General features: G+C 58.9%; 15 protein-coding genes and 1 pseudogene. 9 read left to right on the top strand and 7 right to left on the bottom strand.

Going from position 1 to position 16847, the window contains the following annotated elements; all coding sequences use genetic code 11:
- Positions 1-69 precede the first annotated feature (69 nt).
- The 3 genes from AC3EMD_RS09605 to AC3EMD_RS09595 all read left to right on the top strand — a co-directional run bounded on the left by AC3EMD_RS09605 (position 70) and on the right by AC3EMD_RS09595 (position 4058).
- Positions 70-2190, top strand: a complete 2121-nt coding sequence (locus tag AC3EMD_RS09605) for a TonB-dependent siderophore receptor (protein WP_302074048.1) — start codon at positions 70-72, stop codon at positions 2188-2190.
- 179 nt (positions 2191-2369) lie between these two features.
- Positions 2370-3221, top strand: coding sequence for a DUF2207 domain-containing protein (locus AC3EMD_RS09600; protein ID WP_302074047.1), 852 nt, complete (start codon positions 2370-2372; stop codon positions 3219-3221).
- Between the two features lie 12 nt (positions 3222-3233).
- Positions 3234-4058 (top strand): DUF2207 domain-containing protein, encoded by an 825-nt coding sequence (locus tag AC3EMD_RS09595; protein ID WP_302074046.1) that lies wholly within the window; start codon positions 3234-3236, stop codon positions 4056-4058.
- A 48-nt stretch (positions 4059-4106) separates the two neighbouring features.
- On the opposite strand, the gene emtA is transcribed toward AC3EMD_RS09595, so the two are convergent.
- On the bottom strand, positions 4107-4718 hold the full coding sequence (emtA, locus tag AC3EMD_RS09590; RefSeq protein WP_008804313.1) for a membrane-bound lytic murein transglycosylase EmtA: 612 nt from the start codon (positions 4716-4718) through the stop codon (positions 4107-4109).
- A gap of 175 nt (positions 4719-4893) precedes the next feature.
- Between emtA and ldcA the strand changes: the two genes are divergently transcribed.
- Together ldcA and AC3EMD_RS09580 are read left to right on the top strand one after the other, a co-directional pair.
- Positions 4894-5808, top strand: coding sequence for a muramoyltetrapeptide carboxypeptidase (gene ldcA / locus AC3EMD_RS09585; RefSeq protein WP_016161371.1), 915 nt, complete (start codon positions 4894-4896; stop codon positions 5806-5808).
- A gap of 92 nt (positions 5809-5900) precedes the next feature.
- Positions 5901-7634 (top strand): potassium/proton antiporter, encoded by a 1734-nt coding sequence (locus AC3EMD_RS09580; RefSeq protein WP_008804311.1) that lies wholly within the window; start codon positions 5901-5903, stop codon positions 7632-7634.
- A 16-nt stretch (positions 7635-7650) separates the two neighbouring features.
- Here the strand turns inward: AC3EMD_RS09580 and dadX are convergent, their stop codons facing one another.
- From dadX to AC3EMD_RS09565, 3 genes and pseudogenes are all read right to left on the bottom strand, one after another.
- Positions 7651-8721, bottom strand: a complete 1071-nt coding sequence (gene dadX, locus AC3EMD_RS09575) for a catabolic alanine racemase DadX (protein WP_038421446.1) — start codon at positions 8719-8721, stop codon at positions 7651-7653.
- 9 nt (positions 8722-8730) lie between these two features.
- Positions 8731-10029, bottom strand: coding sequence for a D-amino acid dehydrogenase (locus tag AC3EMD_RS09570; protein ID WP_008804309.1), 1299 nt, complete (start codon positions 10027-10029; stop codon positions 8731-8733).
- Positions 10030-10127: 98 nt separating this feature from the next.
- Positions 10128-10262, bottom strand: a pseudogene (locus AC3EMD_RS09565) (hypothetical protein); the annotation flags it as partial.
- Between the two features lie 88 nt (positions 10263-10350).
- On the opposite strand from AC3EMD_RS09565, the gene AC3EMD_RS09560 reads away from it, so the two are divergent.
- The gene (locus tag AC3EMD_RS09560) at positions 10351-11883 is read left to right on the top strand and encodes a SpoVR family protein (RefSeq protein ID WP_004203310.1); all 1533 of its coding nucleotides are present in this window, start codon (positions 10351-10353) and stop codon (positions 11881-11883) included.
- 74 nt (positions 11884-11957) lie between these two features.
- On the opposite strand, the gene fadR is transcribed toward AC3EMD_RS09560, so the two are convergent.
- Positions 11958-12677: a fatty acid metabolism transcriptional regulator FadR gene (fadR, locus tag AC3EMD_RS09555; protein ID WP_012541278.1), complete on the bottom strand. Its 720-nt coding sequence runs from the start codon at positions 12675-12677 to the stop codon at positions 11958-11960.
- Between the two features lie 248 nt (positions 12678-12925).
- On the opposite strand from fadR, the gene nhaB reads away from it, so the two are divergent.
- From nhaB to AC3EMD_RS09540, 3 genes are all read left to right on the top strand, one after another.
- On the top strand, positions 12926-14476 hold the full coding sequence (gene nhaB, locus AC3EMD_RS09550; protein ID WP_012541276.1) for a sodium/proton antiporter NhaB: 1551 nt from the start codon (positions 12926-12928) through the stop codon (positions 14474-14476).
- A 128-nt stretch (positions 14477-14604) separates the two neighbouring features.
- Entirely contained in the window at positions 14605-15135 is a 531-nt protein-coding gene (gene dsbB, locus AC3EMD_RS09545) for a disulfide bond formation protein DsbB (protein ID WP_008804305.1), read from the top strand.
- Between the two features lie 150 nt (positions 15136-15285).
- Entirely contained in the window at positions 15286-15630 is a 345-nt protein-coding gene (locus tag AC3EMD_RS09540) for a TehB family protein (protein WP_002910895.1), read from the top strand.
- A gap of 8 nt (positions 15631-15638) precedes the next feature.
- On the opposite strand, the gene ycgN is transcribed toward AC3EMD_RS09540, so the two are convergent.
- Both ycgN and AC3EMD_RS09530 read right to left on the bottom strand, forming a co-directional pair.
- Positions 15639-16085: a cysteine cluster protein YcgN gene (ycgN, locus tag AC3EMD_RS09535; RefSeq protein ID WP_008804304.1), complete on the bottom strand. Its 447-nt coding sequence runs from the start codon at positions 16083-16085 to the stop codon at positions 15639-15641.
- Between the two features lie 94 nt (positions 16086-16179).
- Positions 16180-16839: a fumarylacetoacetate hydrolase family protein gene (locus tag AC3EMD_RS09530; RefSeq protein WP_012967776.1), complete on the bottom strand. Its 660-nt coding sequence runs from the start codon at positions 16837-16839 to the stop codon at positions 16180-16182.
- Positions 16840-16847: the final 8 nt, after the last annotated feature.

The following is a 16847-nucleotide window of genomic DNA, read 5'->3' as shown; positions in this document are numbered from 1 at the left end:
CAATGACAGATTCGTTTTTCCCGCGGCGGCGTACAGGAGTACCAGACCGCGTTGGTTCAGGATGATCTTATGAACGTGGCTATTTCCCGAAAACGCCCGAGGCTGCTGTACGCCCTCGTGGTCGCCCTTCCCCTCACCGCGCAAGCTGAAGAGACCGTGGTGGTCACTGCCAGCCCGCCGGCGTCCGCCAGCGCGCCGACTGAAGGCTACAGCGCCAGCACTTCGCTCGGGGCGACGAAAACCGACCAGCCGTTAATCACCACCGCCCAGTCGGTGTCGGTGGTCACCCGCCAGCAGATGGCGGACCAGGGGGCGAATACCATCAGCCAGGCGCTGGAATATACCCCGGGGGTCTACTCCAGCTTCGGCGGCGGCGCGACCCGGTTCGACGCTATCTCCCTGCGCGGCTACCACGGCGGCGACGTCGATAACCTGTTCCTCGACGGTATGCGCCTGATGAGCGACGGCGGCAGTCATAACGTTGTGCAAATCGACCCGTGGTTTATCGAACGCGTCGATGTGATCCGCGGCCCCTCCTCCGCGCTCTACGGGCAGAGCGTGCCGGGCGGCGTGGTCAACCTGACCTCCAAACGCCCGCAGTTTAGCCAGCAGGGCCACGTCCGCCTGACCGGCGGTACGCAAAATACCAAAGGCGCGGCCTTCGATTACACCGACGCCATCAACGAGCAGTGGGCATGGCGGCTGATCGGGATGACCCGCAGCAGCGACACGCAGTATGACCATACCCGCGAAGAGCGCTACGCGATTTCGCCTTCCCTGCTGTGGCAGCCGGACAGCGACACCTCGCTGCTGCTGCGCGCCTATCTGCAAAAAGATCCTTCCGGCGGCTACCACGGCTCTTTGCCGCTGGACGGCACCCGCTACGCGCATAATGGTCGTAAGCTCTCCCCCAGCACCAACGAGGGCGATCCGGGAGATGGCTATCAGCGCCGCCAGCAGATCTACAGCTATGAGTTTGACCACCAGTTCACCGACGTCTGGTCGGTCTATTCCGCCGGGAGCTACACCCACACCAACGTCTCCCTCGATCAGGTCTATCAGGTCGGCTGGATAGATGACAGCGACATGCTGGCCCGCGGCTACAGCGGTTCGCGCGGTTCGCTGGACGGCTGGTCGACCGATAACCGCCTGCGCGCCGATTTCAATACTGGCGACCTGGCGCATACCCTGATCCTCGGCGCCGAATATCATCGCTTCCGCAACGATCTGTGGACCGGCGCCGGCGGTGCGGCGCCGCTAAACCCGTTTACCGGCTATACCGCGCAGACCGGGCATACCGTCACCTACAGCGATGACAATCATCGCCGCTACTACCAGACCGGGCTGTATCTGCAGGATGAGATGGTCTGGAACCGCTGGCATGTGGATGTTTCCGCACGCTACGACCGCATCGTTTCCCAGCAGGTCAGCGATACCTTCGGCACCTCAAACCGCCGTTCAGACGACCATATCAGCGGCCGCGCCTCGCTGTTGTACGCCCTGGATAATGGCCTTTCGCCTTATCTGAGCTACAGCCAGGCGATCACCCCGGCGATGCTGCCGGGCGCGGACGGCAAACCGCTGAAACCGACCACCGCCGAGCAGGTCGAAGCCGGTCTGAAGTTCCAGCCGCCGGGCAGCCGCGACCTCTATAGCATTGCAATTTACGACCTGACGCAAAAGGATGTCGCCACCCGCGACCCGAACATCGCCACCGCCACCTATATTCCGGCGGGTAAGGTCCATTCCCAGGGCGTTGAGCTGGAAGCACACCACCAGATCACCCCGCAGCTGAGTACTATCGCCTCGTATACCTGGAATCGTCTGCGCTTCCAGGACACCAAGGACGGTACCGATAACAACACGCCGCAGCTGACCCCGGATCAGATGGCCTCCTTCTGGGCGCGCTATCAGTTCCCGGCGGGGATCTCCGTGGGCGCTGGCGTCCGCTACATCGGCAAACAGTGGGCGGATGATGCCAACACCGCGCGGCTGCCGTCGGTCACGCTGATGGATGCCATGATGCGGGCCGACCTCGGTGTCTGGTCGCCAACGCTGAAAGGCGCTTATGTGCAGGTTAACGCCAACAATATCGGCGACCGCGAGTATATTTCCGGCTGCTACGGCACCGGCAACTGCTACTGGGGAGCAGAGCGCAGCGTCATGGCCACCGTGGGCTACGACTTTTAACTGACCGCAGCAATATAAGCCTCCGGCCATGACGGCGGAGGCTTTCATGAAGACTTTTGTCTCGCTTTTATTGCTGAAATTAACTTAAAAATGCCACCCCATTATTTCACTTGCCCCCCGTGGATGAGAAAGCTTACTATGCTGGCGCAAACCGGTTATAGCGCTCACAAGGAATAAAAGTGAACCCCGTCATTAGCTATATTGCCAATTTACATCCGTTATCATTTATGGGTTATTATGTATTATCCACCACAGTGATATATATTCTGCTGAATATCATTATTGCGAAGACCCGCCCTGCTGGAAATACCACCGCCGTCCCGGCGCCCTATTCTATCTCCCCCTCTTTTTTAGCCTGGCTACGTCATCGCGCCACCCGCGTCATTCAGCTGGCCATGTTCCGGCTGTTAAGAAAAAACTATGTCACCCTCATCCATTCTGCTGAAGATATTCAGCTCTGCGCCAATCAGCAGTATGCCGAATGCAAAATGACCTGCGTGGAAAAAATACTGTTTGACCATTTCGCTACGCCAAAATCCTGTCACCAGGATCTCCCGCTTTCTCTGCACGTCGCTGAACAAAACCACTGGGCTACCGATCCCCACAGCAGTGGACTACGGCTAAGCCCAACGCACCAAACGTGGAACATGATAGTGATTGCCGCCCCCTCCCTGCTGTTAATCGCTGTGCTCGTCTGGAAAACACTATTTGATCATCAGGCGATAATTCACTCCAGCGTATTGAGCTGGCTGGTGATGTTTATGGTTTCCGGACTGTGGTGGCTGTGGCTATTATGCATCACCTTAAATGCCACCCGGCTCGACCGGGAGGGGATCGCTATTAATATTCTTCACCACTATATTGATACCCTGAAAGAGACGCTTATTGCTGACGCAGATACCCTGACCGATGAAAACGCCGATTATTGCGTGGCGATTGGTACAACCACCCTGCTTCCCGAAAGATTTGCTGAATATGTAAAAATCATCAACCTTATTCAGTATCCCTTTTGTCTGCAGCGCCTGGATTAACGAGGGGACAGTATGTGGAATTTTATGATGCATCTGCATCCACTGCTGTTTCTTGGCGGATTTATGTTTATCGTCCCGGGTATCTATATTGCTATCGGTACGACGATCGTCGTGACACGGCCAGCGGCTCAGCCCCAGCCGCACGCGACGGAGGTCAGTCCATGGCTGCTGGCCTGGCTGACCGGAGAAGGGACCCGGGTGATCCAGCTGGCGATGTTCAGCTTACTCAGTAAAAAGTATCTGTGGATCCCGGAGGCCGGGCAGGTTTTGGCCAACGGACGCTATGCAAACCAGGAAATGAACGTCATTGAAAGAATACTGTTTGACCATTTTGAGGTGCGAAAGCCGTGTCATGAAGATCTGCCCTGCAGCCTGAGTATTGCCGGACGTAACCTCTGGCAGGAACAGATAGCGAGCGCGGGCTTAGCCTTAAGTCCGCTGCGCCGCGGGTGTAATATGCTGGCCATCAGCATCCCTTCGATCGCCCTCGGCGTTATCGTTGTGAGTAAGACCTTTATCTGGCTCGACTTCACCGCGTACAGCATCTTTAGTTGCCTGCTCATGCCCACGGGTTGCGCTTTGTGGGGCGGGTTATGGATAGAAGCCATTAGCAAAACCATTCGTCTCGATATCTGCGGCATCTCACATCATGACGCCCATGCCTGCATCGATGCGTTACGAGAAGTGTTAGCGCTGAAAGGCGATCAGGAAGATGACGCGACAGCTATACTCTGCGTGGCGGTGAACGGCCCAGGATCCCTTCCCGAGCGCTACCGGGACTATAAAACGCTCATTGCGCCGATGAGCGCTATCACCTCGCTGCGTACCGAGGATTAGGCGAGTGAGAAGCACTCACCCCGCCAGGCCTGCGGGGTGAGCGTAGGCCTACATGGCGTCCAGCGCTTTCTGCAGTTTCCAGATATAGCGCGGCGCCTGCGGTGCCGGGTGTTTCTTCACCACATGCTCGAAGAACTCATCGGCGTCGAGATCGTTAATCTCATCGATGGCGTCCTGGCGATCCGACGAGAAGGTGCGCAGCAGGGCGCCGGCACCGTTGGCATAGGAGACCACCACCGCGTAGCGCATCACCTGCGGGTCTTTGATCCCCGCCAGCGGACCGTTCTCCAGAATGCTCAGATAGGCGGCCCCCATCGAGATATTACGTTCCGGGTTTTTCAGCTCACTGACCGACGGCTCGCCGCGCCAGCCCATCCGCCGGTAGACATCGCGTCCGGAGGTCGACGGCTTGAGCTGCATCAGCCCGACGGCGCCGGATTTACTCACCACCGCTGGATTACCGCCCGACTCGATGGCGATGATCGCCGTGATCAGCTGCGGGTCCACGCCCCAGGCGGCGCCGGCTTTTTCACTGATCGGCATCCACTGCATCGCCCGCTTCACCGGGACCTCGGGGTTCCACGGCGGGTTAGTGTAATCATGTTTCGAACTACAACCGGCCAGAAAAACGACTAAAATAAGCAACCATCTCAATTTCACACATCTATCCTTATCTACCCAAACGCCATCATGCTGCAGAACGACGGCAGCGGTACGTCCCCCGCCGGCCGACAACCTGAAGGATGACGGGTGCGGACTGAAGTTAGCCACCTGGAGATGACAATCGCCATTCCAGGCGGCATCATAACCCTTTCATTCATAGCAAGGAATTATCATGTCTCAGTTTTATCTGGTCGCGCCATCGGGTTATTGCATCAACCAGCAGGCGGCAGCCCGCGGCGTCGAGCGTCTGCAGCAGGCCGGACATGAGGTGGCCCACCAGCAGGTCATTCCCCGCCGGCAGCAGCGTTTCGCCGGGACTGAACAGGAACGCCTGGCCGATATTAACCAGCTGGCCCAGCTGCCCGGGCGCAACCGTATCGTCCTCGCGGTGCGCGGCGGCTACGGCGCCAGTCGCCTGCTGCCGCATATCGACTGGCAGGGACTGATTGCCCGCCAGCAGCGCGACCCGCTGCTGATTTGCGGCCACAGCGATTTCACTGCTATCCAGTCGGGCCTGCTGGCTACGGGCAACGTCATCACCTTCAGCGGGCCAATGCTCGCGGGCAACTTCGGCGCGGAGACCCTCGATCCGTTTACCGAGCACCATTTCTGGCAGGCGCTACGCCAGGCGGAATTTACCCTCGAATGGCCGGGCGAAGGGCCGAACTGCCAGGTAGAAGGCACCCTGTGGGGGGGAAATCTGGCGATGCTGACCTCGCTTATCGGCACGCCGTGGCTACCGTCGATCCGCGACGGCATCCTGGTGGTGGAGGATATCAACGAACACCCGTTCCGCGTCGAGCGCATGCTGCTTCAGCTGCTGCATAGCGGCGTGCTGGCGGCGCAGAAAGCAGTGATCTTCGGCAGCTTCACCGGCAGCGCGCCAAACGACTATGACGCGGGGTACGATTTGCCGCAGGTCTTTGATTACCTGCGCCAGCAGCTTTCCCTGCCGTTGATTAGCGGACTGGAGTTTGGCCACGAGCAGCGCACGGTGACCCTGCCGCTGGGCGCCCGCGCGCGACTGGTGAATCAGGCAGCTACCACCACTCTGACGATCAGCGGCCACCCGGTGCTGACAGAATAAATTTCCCGGACGCATAGGCGGATCCCCTGCGAATTGTTAAAATAGTGTCACTTTTAGCCATTTTTTCACGCCAGTCAGGGAGTACGTGAACATTGGACGCCGCTGCGGTCATTAGTCTGTTTATTCTGGGTTCTGTTTTAGTAACCTGCAGTATCTTATTGAGCTCCTTTTCTTCGCGCCTTGGCATCCCGATTCTGGTCATCTTTCTGGCCATCGGGATGCTGGCAGGCATTGACGGCATCGGTGGCATCCCCTTCGACAACTACCCCTTCGCCTATATGGTGAGTAACCTGGCGCTGGCGGTGATCCTGCTGGACGGCGGGATGCGCACCCAGGCCAGCTCCTTTCGCGTCGCACTATGGCCCGCGCTATCGCTGGCGACGGTCGGGGTACTGATCACCTCGGCGCTGACCGGGATGATGGCGGCCTGGCTGTTCAAGCTGGATATGATCGAAGGCCTGCTGATCGGCGCCATTGTCGGCTCCACCGACGCTGCGGCGGTTTTCTCGCTGCTCGGCGGCAAGGGGCTCAACGAACGCGTCGGCTCAACGCTGGAGATTGAGTCAGGCAGTAACGACCCGATGGCCGTCTTCCTGACCATCACCCTGATCGAAATGATCCAGCAGCACCAGACCGGCCTCAGCTGGATGTTCGCCGTGCATATCATCCAGCAGTTTGGTCTCGGGATCGCCATCGGCCTCGGCGGCGGCTACCTGCTGCTGCAGATGATTAACCGCATCGTGCTGCCCGCCGGGCTCTATCCACTGCTGGCGCTGAGCGGCGGGATCATGATTTTTGCCGTCACCACCACCCTCGACGGCAGCGGTATCCTTGCCGTCTATCTCTGCGGCTTTCTGCTGGGCAACCGGCCGATCCGCAACCGACACGGTATCCTGCAGAACTTCGACGGCCTGGCGTGGCTGGCGCAGATCGCCATGTTCCTGGTGCTGGGCCTGCTGGTGACGCCCTCCGACCTGCTGCCGATCGCCATCCCGGCGCTGCTGCTGTCGATGTGGATGATTTTCATTGCCCGCCCGCTGTCGGTGTTTGCCGGCCTGCTGCCGTTTCGCGGCTTTAACCTGCGCGAACGGGTGTTTATCAGCTGGGTTGGCCTGCGCGGCGCGGTGCCCATCATTCTCGCGGTGTTCCCGATGATGGCCGGGCTGGACAACGCCCGCTTGTTCTTCAATGTCGCCTTCTTCGTGGTGCTGGTGTCGCTGCTGCTGCAGGGCACTTCGCTGTCGTGGGCGGCGAAGAAAGCCAAAGTGGTGGTGCCGCCCATCAGCTGGCCCATCTCCCGCGTCGGGCTGGATATTCACCCGGAAAACCCGTGGGAGCAGTTTGTCTATCAGCTGGGCGCCGATAAGTGGTGCATCGGCGCGGCGCTGCGCGATCTGCATATGCCGCCGGAGACGCGGATTGCGGCACTGTTTCGCAACAATGCCCTGCTGCACCCCACCGGCAGCACCCGCCTGCGGGAAGGCGATATCCTGTGCGTCATTGGTCGGGAGCACGACCTGCCGGCGCTGGGCAAAATGTTCAGCCAGTCGCCGCCGGTGGCGCTCGATCAGCGCTTTTTCGGCGACTTTATTCTTGATGCCGAGGCCCGCTTCGCCGATGTGGCGCAAATCTACGGCCTCGATGGCGGAGAGGAGTTCCGCGAGCATCAGCAGTCGCTCGGGGAAGTGGTGCAGCAGCTGTTGGGCGCCGCGCCGGTGGTGGGCGACCAGGTGGAGTTCGCCGGGATGGTGTGGACGGTGGCAGAAAAAGAGAACGATCACGTGCTGAAGGTTGGGGTGCGGGTCGCGGAAGACGAGGCGGAGTGATCCGCCCCGGAATAGGTTACAGGGTCACAACCGGCACCCGCGGCGCCAGGGCGCACATCAGCTCATAGCCGACGGTGCCGCTGCTGGCCGCCACGTCGTCGATTTTAATCTCTTTGCCCCACAGCTCGACCGGCGCGCCGATCCCGGCCTGCGGACAAGGCGTTAAATCGACCGCCAGCATATCCATCGATACGCGTCCAACGGTAGTGGTGCGTACGCCATCCACCAGCACCGGCGTGCCGCTCGGCGCCACCCGCGGATAGCCATCGGCATAGCCGCAGGCGACGATGCCGATCCGCTGCTCCTGGCTGGTGCGGTACAGGCCGCCATAGCCAATCGCCTCGCCGGGGCGCAGGTTCTGCACGCCGATGATTTCGCTGCGCAGCGTCATGACCGGCTTCAGCCCGGTGTTCGCGATGTCCTGCCACTGCCCGGAAGGCGACGCGCCATACAGCACGATGCCCGGACGCACCCAGTCAAAATGCGCTTCCGGATGCCAGAGGGTCGCCGCCGAGTTGGCCAGCGAGCGCGGGCAATCCAGCCCCTCCGCCGCCTGTTCGATACGGCTCATCGGCTCGACAATCCCCTGCGGGTTCTCCGCCTCCGCGAAGTGCGACATCAGCGTCATTTCGCCGACGTTGCTTATCGCCCGCAGCTGCTGCCAGACGGTATGCACCCGCTCCGGCATAAAGCCCAGCCGGTTCATACCGCTGTTCACCTTGAGATAGATATCCAGCGGCGCGCGCAGCTTCGCCTGCTGCAGCGCCTTAATCTGCCAGTTGCTGTGGACGCTGGTGGTTAAGCGATATTGATCGAGCACCGCCAGCTCATCGGCATGGAAGAAGCCCTCCAGCAGCAGGATCGGACCTTTCCAGCCCTGCTCGCGCAGCAGGATCGCCTCTTCCAGGTTGAGCAAGGCGAAACCATCCGCCCCGCTTAACGCACTCCATACGCGCGCCACGCCGTGGCCGTAGGCGTTGGCTTTGACCACCGCCCACAGGCGCGACCCAGGGGCCGCGCGACGCACTATCTGTAAATTCTGCCGCAAGGCCAGCAGGTCGATGCTGGCCACTACCGGACGGGTCATGCAAGCTCCTTAGTTGTGTGCGCCATGCAGATGCTGCGGACGCGCCGGGGTGAACCCGGGGCTGTAGCGGGCGACCGCCAGATCGTCGTAAGGGATCGCCGGCGTGCGCCCGGAGATCAGATCGCTGATAAGCTGCCCGGAGCCGCAGGCCATGGTCCAGCCAAGCGTGCCGTGGCCGGTGTTGAGCCACAGATTTTTATACGCCGTGCGGCCGACCACCGGCGTGCCGTCCGGTGTCATCGGCCGCAGGCCAGTCCAGAACGTCGCCTGCTCCACGTGGCCGCCGCGCGGGAACAGATCGCGCACCACCATCTCCAGGGTTTCGCGACGCGGCTGCAGCAGCGCTTTGTTAAAACCGACAATCTCGGCCATGCCGCCGACGCGAATGCGCTGATCGAAGCGGGTAATAGCGATTTTGTATGTTTCATCAAGGATAGTGGAAACCGGCGCGCCGTCCTCCTGGGCAATCGGAATGGTCAATGAGTAGCCTTTCAGGGGATAGACCGGTATATCCACCAGCCCTTTAAGCATCGCCGTTGAGTAGGAGCCGAAGGCCATCACATAGGCATCGCCCTTGATAATCTCATCGCCGCATTTCACCCCGGCAATGCGATCGCCCTCCTGTAGCAGGGCGTCCACTGCGGTGTTGAAGCGGAAAGTGACCCCGGCCTGTTCCGCCATGGCCGCCAGACGGGTGGTAAACAGCTGGCAGTCGCCGGTTTCATCGTTGGGCAGGCGCAGGCCGCCGGTCAGTTTATGGCTGACTTCCGCCAGTGCCGGCTCCACCTCCGCCAGCCGCTTCGCTTCCAGCAGCTGGTACGGCACGCCGGCGTCTTCCAGCACCGCGATGTCGCGGGTGGCATTTTCATACTGTTTGGCGGTCCGGAACAGCTGCAGCGTCCCGCCCTGACGCCCTTCATACTGAATGCCGGTGGTGTCGCGCAGCGCTTTCAGGCAGTCGCGGCTGTACTCCGCCAGGCGCACCATACGGCCTTTGTTCTCCATATAGTGGCGGGTGTCGCAGTTACGCAGCATCTGCCACATCCACTTCAGCTGGAACGACGTGCCGTCAAGACCGATCGCCAGCGGCGCATGGCGCTGAAACATCCATTTGATCGCCTTCAGCGGCACCCCCGGCGCCGCCCAGGGCGCCGCATAGCCGGGAGAAATCTGCCCGGCGTTGGCCGCGCTGGTCTCCTCTGCCGGACCAGGCTGACGGTCGATAACCGTCACCTCATGACCCGCCTGACTCAAATACCACGCGCTGGCTACCCCAACCACCCCACTTCCCAGTATGACGACACGCATAGCGACTCCGTAACAGTTAAAGAACAATCATCTAATTACAAATTGATAACTCAGTTGAAAATATTATTCAACATACGCTTTATTTATGGTGACTTAACTCACAGCAAACCGCACCAGCCCTGCGCTGCGAGATTTACGATCTCATGCTGCGCTTTATTTTTACCCAGCATTAAATTCTGTAAATAAGCGCAAAAAACGGCTTTGAGATGGGGAAATCGCGAAGAAAAGAAATTGTCTGACGATACAGTTTGCCATCCGGTGTTCTATGCTTGTTTAGAGGTTTTCCGTTCAGAGAAAACCAACAACAACGAGGGCGCGCTAATGGCTACGATTGACTCCATGAACAGGGACACCACCCGTTTAAGCGATGGACCCGACTGGACGTTCGAGTTACTGGAGACCTACCTGGCCGAAGTGGACCGGGTCGCCAAGCTCTATCGTCTTGACACCTACCCGCACCAGATCGAAGTCATTACTTCCGAGCAGATGATGGACGCCTACTCCAGCGTCGGCATGCCCATCAACTATCCGCACTGGTCGTTCGGCAAGAAATTCATTGAGACCGAGCAGGCCTATAAGCACGGCCAGCAGGGCCTGGCGTATGAGATAGTCATCAACTCCAACCCCTGTATCGCCTACCTGATGGAAGAAAACACCATCACCATGCAGGCGCTGGTCATGGCGCACGCCTGCTATGGGCACAACTCATTCTTTAAAAATAACTATCTGTTTCGCAGCTGGACCGACGCCAGCTCGATCATCGATTACCTGATCTTCGCCCGCAAATACATTACCGAGTGTGAAGAGCGCTATGGTGTCGACGAAGTGGAGAAACTCCTCGACTCCTGCCACGCGCTGATGAACTACGGCGTCGACCGCTATAAACGTCCGCAAAAAATCTCCTTGCAGGAGGAGAAAGCGCGGCAGAAAAGCCGGGAAGAGTATCTGCAAAGCCAGGTGAATATGCTGTGGCGCACCCTGCCGAAGCGCGAGGAAGAAAAAGCGATTGAGTCCGCCCGTCGCTACCCTTCCGAACCGCAGGAGAACCTGCTGTACTTTATGGAGAAGAACGCCCCGCTGCTCGAATCGTGGCAGCGCGAGATCCTGCGCATCGTGCGTAAAGTCAGCCAGTATTTCTACCCGCAGAAACAGACCCAGGTGATGAACGAGGGGTGGGCCACCTTCTGGCACTACACCATCCTCAACCATCTCTATGATGAAGGGAAAGTGACGGAGCGCTTTATGCTGGAGTTTCTCCATAGTCACACTAACGTGGTGTTCCAGCCGCCGTACAACAGTCCGTGGTATAGCGGGATTAACCCCTACGCGCTGGGCTTCGCCATGTTCCAGGACATCAAGCGCATCTGTCAGTCGCCCACCGAAGAGGACAAGTACTGGTTCCCGGATATCGCCGGTTCTGACTGGCTGGAAACATTGCATTTCGCGATGCGTGATTTCAAGGACGAGAGCTTTATCAGCCAGTTCCTGTCGCCGAAGATCATGCGCGATTTCCGCTTCTTTACCGTGCTCGACGACGATCACAACAATTATCTTGAGATCTCAGCGATTCACAACGAAGAGGGCTATCGCGAGATCCGCAACAAGCTCTCGGCGCAGTATAACCTCAGCAATCTTGAGCCGAACATCCAGGTGTGGAACGTTGACCTGCGCGGCGACCGCTCGCTGACCTTGCGCTATGTGCCGCACAATCGCGTCCCACTGGACAAAGGCCGGCGCGAAGTGCTGAAACATGTGCATCGTCTGTGGGGATTCGATGTGCTGCTGGAGCAGCAGAACGCCGACGGCAGCATTGAGCTGCTGGACCGCTGCCCGGCGCGCCCGAACGCGCTATAACATTGCGGGACGATGAAAACGACGAAGGGGGCCACTGGCCCCCTTATTGTGTTTATCGATCGCCAATATCCGGCTTAACGCATATTCATGGCTAAATCGCCGGGCAGCGATTTCTGCATCCGATGCCAGATCTCCCCGCTGTCATGGCCGTAGCGACGGACCAGCTCATACACCTGATCGTGCAGACCGCCTTCGCACACCTTCGCCAGTTGATGATAAAAGCCCAGCGCCAGGCTGCGCGCTTCCGGACTGGAGAAATAGTGGCGGCCGATGCGGGTATACAGCCCCTTCATGCCGTTGAGGATCAGGCCGTAAATCGGGTTGCCGGAGGCAAACGCCAGACCACGGAAAATGTTGTAATCGAGGTCGGCAAAGGCGTCGGCGTGATCTTCCACTTCCCGGGCGCTGTCCAGTACCGCCAGCGCTTTATCCGGATGCTGACGGAACGCGGTGCGAATAAAAATCGTGGAAATATTGGTGCGCACGGAGAGCAGGTTATCAATCAGCTGCGGCACGCTGTCGTGATCAAGGCGTGCCAGCGTTTCGAGGATATTCAGCCCGGAGGTCTCCCAGAAGTTATTCACTTTGGTGGGTTTGCCATGCTGAATGGTCAACCAGCCGTCACGCGCCAGACGCTGCAACACTTCGCGCAGAGTGGTGCGGGTGACACCGATCAGCTCAGAAAGCTCGCGTTCAGCGGGGAGAATCGATCCAGGTGGGAAGCGGTTATTCCAGATGCTCTCAATGATATACTCTTCCGCGAAACCCGCAGGGCTCTGCGCCTTAATGACCATAATAATATTTCCATTACACATTGTTGCAATTGCACTCATCATACCAGAGCCGCTATAGCGCAGATAGCATCGCAAGTGAATTAAAAAGGGATCGCCGTTTCATTTTCCGCTTTTACTTTGCGCTTTTCCTTATCACCCGTCACCGCCGCCGCGGTGCGAAGAAAGTTGCTTCTCATTTTGCTCAACTGATACTCTTGCCAATAGTTACGCACAAAATCATGTACTAATTGACGGGGAAGGATTCTGTCGTGGAAATTTCATATGGCCGCGCGCTGTGGCGCAATTTTCTTGGCCAGTCGCCGGACTGGTACAAGCTGGCATTAATCATTTTCTTAATCGTAAACCCGCTGGTGTTTGCCGTGGCGCCGTTTGTCGCCGGCTGGCTGCTGGTGGTTGAGTTTATCTTTACCCTCGCCATGGCGCTGAAGTGCTATCCGCTGCTGCCGGGCGGCCTGCTGGCCATTGAGGCGCTGCTGATCGGCATGACCAGCCCGGCGCATGTGCGGGAAGAGATCGCCGGCAACCTTGAAGTGCTGCTCCTGCTGATCTTCATGGTCGCGGGCATCTACTTTATGAAACAACTGCTGCTGTTCGTCTTCACGCGCCTGCTGCTGGGGATCCGCAGCAAGATGCTGCTGTCGCTGGCCTTCTGCCTGGCGGCCGCTTTCCTCTCCGCCTTTCTCGATGCGCTTACCGTGGTGGCGGTGGTGATTAGCGTCGCCGTTGGGTTCTACGGCATCTACCACCGCGTCGCTTCAGCTCGCCCTGATGATAACGATCTGCTGGACGACAGCCATATCGAGCAGCACTACCGCGAGGTGCTGGAGCAATTCCGCGGCTTTCTGCGCAGCCTGATGATGCACGCCGGCGTCGGGACCGCCCTCGGCGGAGTCATGACCATGGTTGGCGAACCGCAAAATCTGATTATCGCCAAAGCGGCGGGCTGGCATTTTGGCGAGTTCTTTATCCGCATGGCGCCCGTCACCGTGCCGGTGATGGTGTGTGGGCTGTTGACCTGCCTGCTGGTCGAAAAGTATCGCCTGTTTGGCTACGGCGAACCGCTGCCGCCCACGGTACGGAAGGTGCTGCAGGACTTTGACGACCGCAGCCGCGCCCAGCGCAGCCGTCAGGAGCAGCTGCGGCTGCTGGCCCAGGCGGTGATTGGTGTCTGGCTGATCGTCGCCCTCGCCTTTCATCTGGCCGAAGTCGGGCTCATTGGCCTGTCGGTGATCATCCTCGCCACCACGTTTTCCGGGGTGACTGATGAGCACGCCATTGGCAAGGCGTTCACCGAGGCGCTGCCCTTCACCGCGCTGCTGACGGTGTTCTTTGCCATTGTGGCGGTGATCATCGACCAGCAGCTGTTCACCCCGGTCATTGAGTTTGTGCTGCAGGCCTCGCCGCACGCGCAGCTGTCGCTCTTTTACCTATTTAACGGCCTGCTGTCGTCCATTTCGGATAACGTTTTTGTCGGCACGGTCTACATTAACGAAGCGAAAACCGCCCTCGAACATGGCGTTATCAGCCTGCCGCAGTTTGAGATGCTGGCGGTGGCGATCAATACCGGCACCAACCTGCCGTCGGTCGCCACCCCCAACGGCCAGGCGGCATTCCTGTTCCTGCTGACCTCCGCGCTGGCGCCGCTTATCCGACTCTCCTATGGCCGCATGGTATGGATGGCGCTGCCCTACACTCTCGTACTGACGCTGGTCGGCCTGCTGTGCGTCGAGTTCACCTTGATGCCGGTCACCAACTGGCTACTGGCGCACGGCTGGGTGACCACGCCCACGCTGCCCTGACCCGATCCTGGCCCGGATTCATCCGGGCCATTCAATAACCCGTTACGTAATATTTTCTGCCGGGCCGCTGGCGTCGGTTCGGTTTTCGTTTACACTGCCATGATTTAGCATCTTCCAGGGAAATGATTATGTTGCAATATTTAAACCAGTGCTCAAGGGGACGCGGTGCCTGGCTCCTGATGGCATTAACCGCTTTTATTCTCGAACTCGTTGCGCTGTGGTTCCAGCATGTGATGCTGCTGCAGCCGTGTGTGATGTGTATTTACGAACGCTGCGCGCTGTTCGGCATCATGGGCGCGGGGCTGGTCGGCGCCATCGCCCCCAAAACGCCGCTGCGCTATGTCGCCATGGTGATCTGGTTGTACAGCGCAATACGTGGACTGCAGCTGGCGTGGGAGCATACGATGATCCAGCTGCACCCTTCGCCGTTCCAGACCTGTGATTTCGCCGCCCGCTTCCCAACCTGGCTGCCGTTGGATAAATGGCTGCCGCAGGTTTTCGTCGCGTCCGGCGACTGTTCAGTGCGTCAGTGGCAATTTCTGTCGCTGGAGATGCCGCAATGGCTGGTCGGTATTTTTGCTGCCTATCTGCTGGTCGCCATCCTGGTGATCATTGCTCAGCCTTTCAAAGCGAAAAAACGCGATCTGTTTGGCCGCTAAGCCGCTGCGAGTACCGCACACAATGAAACGCCCTGCGGGGCGTTTTTTTATGTCTGCTGCGCATCGTTGCATCGTTTCCTGCCTGTGGTTGACCACAGCCCCTAAAAGGTGCATATTAAATACATCTTTTAAAGCCCCACAGGAGCTCACATGTCATCTTTACTGATCCCCGCAGACTGGAAAGTTAAACGCTCCACCCCGTTCTTTACTAAAGAGAACGTCCCCGCCGCCCTGCTGAGCCATCACAACACCGCGGCCGGCGTCTTCGGTCAGCTGTGCGTCATGGAGGGAACGGTCACCTATTACGGTTTTGCCAATGAGCAGGCGACGGAGCCGGAAAAGAAAGTGGTCATTCATGCCGGACAGTTTGCCACCAGTCCGCCGCAGTACTGGCACCGCGTCGAACTCAGTGACGACGCCCGCTTCAATATTCACTTCTGGGTGGCCGAAGAAACCGACGGTGAAAACGGGCTGTTTCACGCGAAGAAAGCGTGATCCGGCGCTTAACGCGCCCTGTCAGGCAGATTGAGGATATGATCCTGCCAGTCGACGACGGTGGACTCGGGCACCGCAATATGGCGAACAGAGATGCGTTCGCCATGCATCGCCGCTTTTGAGCCGGTCAGCAGCGGATGCCAGGCCGGCAGCGATTTGCCCTCCGCCAGCAGGCGATAGGCGCAGGTCGGCGGCAGCCATTCGAAGGTTGGCAGGTTTTCGCGGGTAAGCTTGATGCAGTCTGGCTCGTACTCGAAGCGACGTTCGTAGTTACGGCACTGGCAGGTTTTGATATTAAGCTGACGGCAGGCGACGTTGGTGAAGTAGATCTCATCGGTGTCTTCATCCATCAGCTTGTGCAGGCAACACTGGCCGCAGCCGTCACACAGCGATTCCCACTCCGCGTCGGTCATTTCATCCAGTGTTTTTTGTTGCCAGAAAGGTTGTTCGCTCATCGGAGTGTCCGTCGTTGCCAGTTAAGGGTGCACCTTATAACCAGTCTGGCACGCCGATGCAAGTTTTGCCGCCCCAAGAGGCGGCAAGCAGCGCTTACAGCACGCGGGTGGTGAGCGACAGGCCGTTGAAGCCAACTTCCAGTTCGTCACCGCTATGCAGCGGCCCCACCCCTTCCGGGGTGCCGGTGAGGATCACATCCCCGGCTTTGAGGGTAAAGAAGCGCGACATATAGGCGATCAGCGGCACAATCTTATGGATCATGTCGGCTGTGGTTCCCTGCTGGCGCACTTCACCGTTAATCTTCAGGCTTAACGGCGTATTCTGCGGGTCGCCGTGGAACTCAGCGGCCGGGATAAAGCCGGAGATTGGACTGGCGTTATCGAAGCCTTTCGCCTTCTCCCACGGTTGCCCGGCCTTTTTCATCTTAGCCTGCAGGTCGCGCAGGGTGAGATCCAGCGCGACGCCATAGCCGGCGATCCCTTTCTGCACATGCTCTTCCGTCGCCTGACGCAGCGTGCTGCCGATCAGCACCGCCAGCTCGACTTCGTGGTGCACTGAGCCCAGCCCTTCAGGAAGCACCAACGGCTGACGGAGATCGCACAGCGCGGTCTCAGGTTTAATAAACAGCACCGGCTCTTCCGGCGTCGCACTGCCCATTTCCTTGATGTGTTTTGCATAATTACTGCCGACGCAAACCACTTTGCTCACTGGATAATCCAGTAGCGCACCCTGCCAGTTATGATGTTGGTACATTATTTTCC

Source organism: Klebsiella sp. PK18 (genome assembly GCF_057784655.1).
The sequence above is the reverse complement of the archived record's forward strand: the minus strand, read 5'-3'. Positions and strand labels throughout refer to the sequence as shown.

Coding starts and splice junctions, on each gene's coding strand:
- AC3EMD_RS09605 (WP_302074048.1), top strand. CDS start 70: ATGAACGTGGCTATTTCCCGAAAACGCCCGAGGCTGCTGTACGCCCTC.
- AC3EMD_RS09595 (WP_302074046.1), top strand. CDS start 3,234: ATGTGGAATTTTATGATGCATCTGCATCCACTGCTGTTTCTTGGCGGA.
- ldcA (WP_016161371.1), top strand. CDS start 4,894: ATGTCTCAGTTTTATCTGGTCGCGCCATCGGGTTATTGCATCAACCAG.
- dadX (WP_038421446.1), bottom strand. CDS start 8,721: ATGACCCGTCCGGTAGTGGCCAGCATCGACCTGCTGGCCTTGCGGCAG.
- AC3EMD_RS09570 (WP_008804309.1), bottom strand. CDS start 10,029: ATGCGTGTCGTCATACTGGGAAGTGGGGTGGTTGGGGTAGCCAGCGCG.
- AC3EMD_RS09560 (WP_004203310.1), top strand. CDS start 10,351: ATGGCTACGATTGACTCCATGAACAGGGACACCACCCGTTTAAGCGAT.
- fadR (WP_012541278.1), bottom strand. CDS start 12,677: ATGGTCATTAAGGCGCAGAGCCCTGCGGGTTTCGCGGAAGAGTATATC.
- dsbB (WP_008804305.1), top strand. CDS start 14,605: ATGTTGCAATATTTAAACCAGTGCTCAAGGGGACGCGGTGCCTGGCTC.
- AC3EMD_RS09540 (WP_002910895.1), top strand. CDS start 15,286: ATGTCATCTTTACTGATCCCCGCAGACTGGAAAGTTAAACGCTCCACC.
- ycgN (WP_008804304.1), bottom strand. CDS start 16,085: ATGAGCGAACAACCTTTCTGGCAACAAAAAACACTGGATGAAATGACC.
- AC3EMD_RS09530 (WP_012967776.1), bottom strand. CDS start 16,839: ATGTACCAACATCATAACTGGCAGGGTGCGCTACTGGATTATCCAGTG.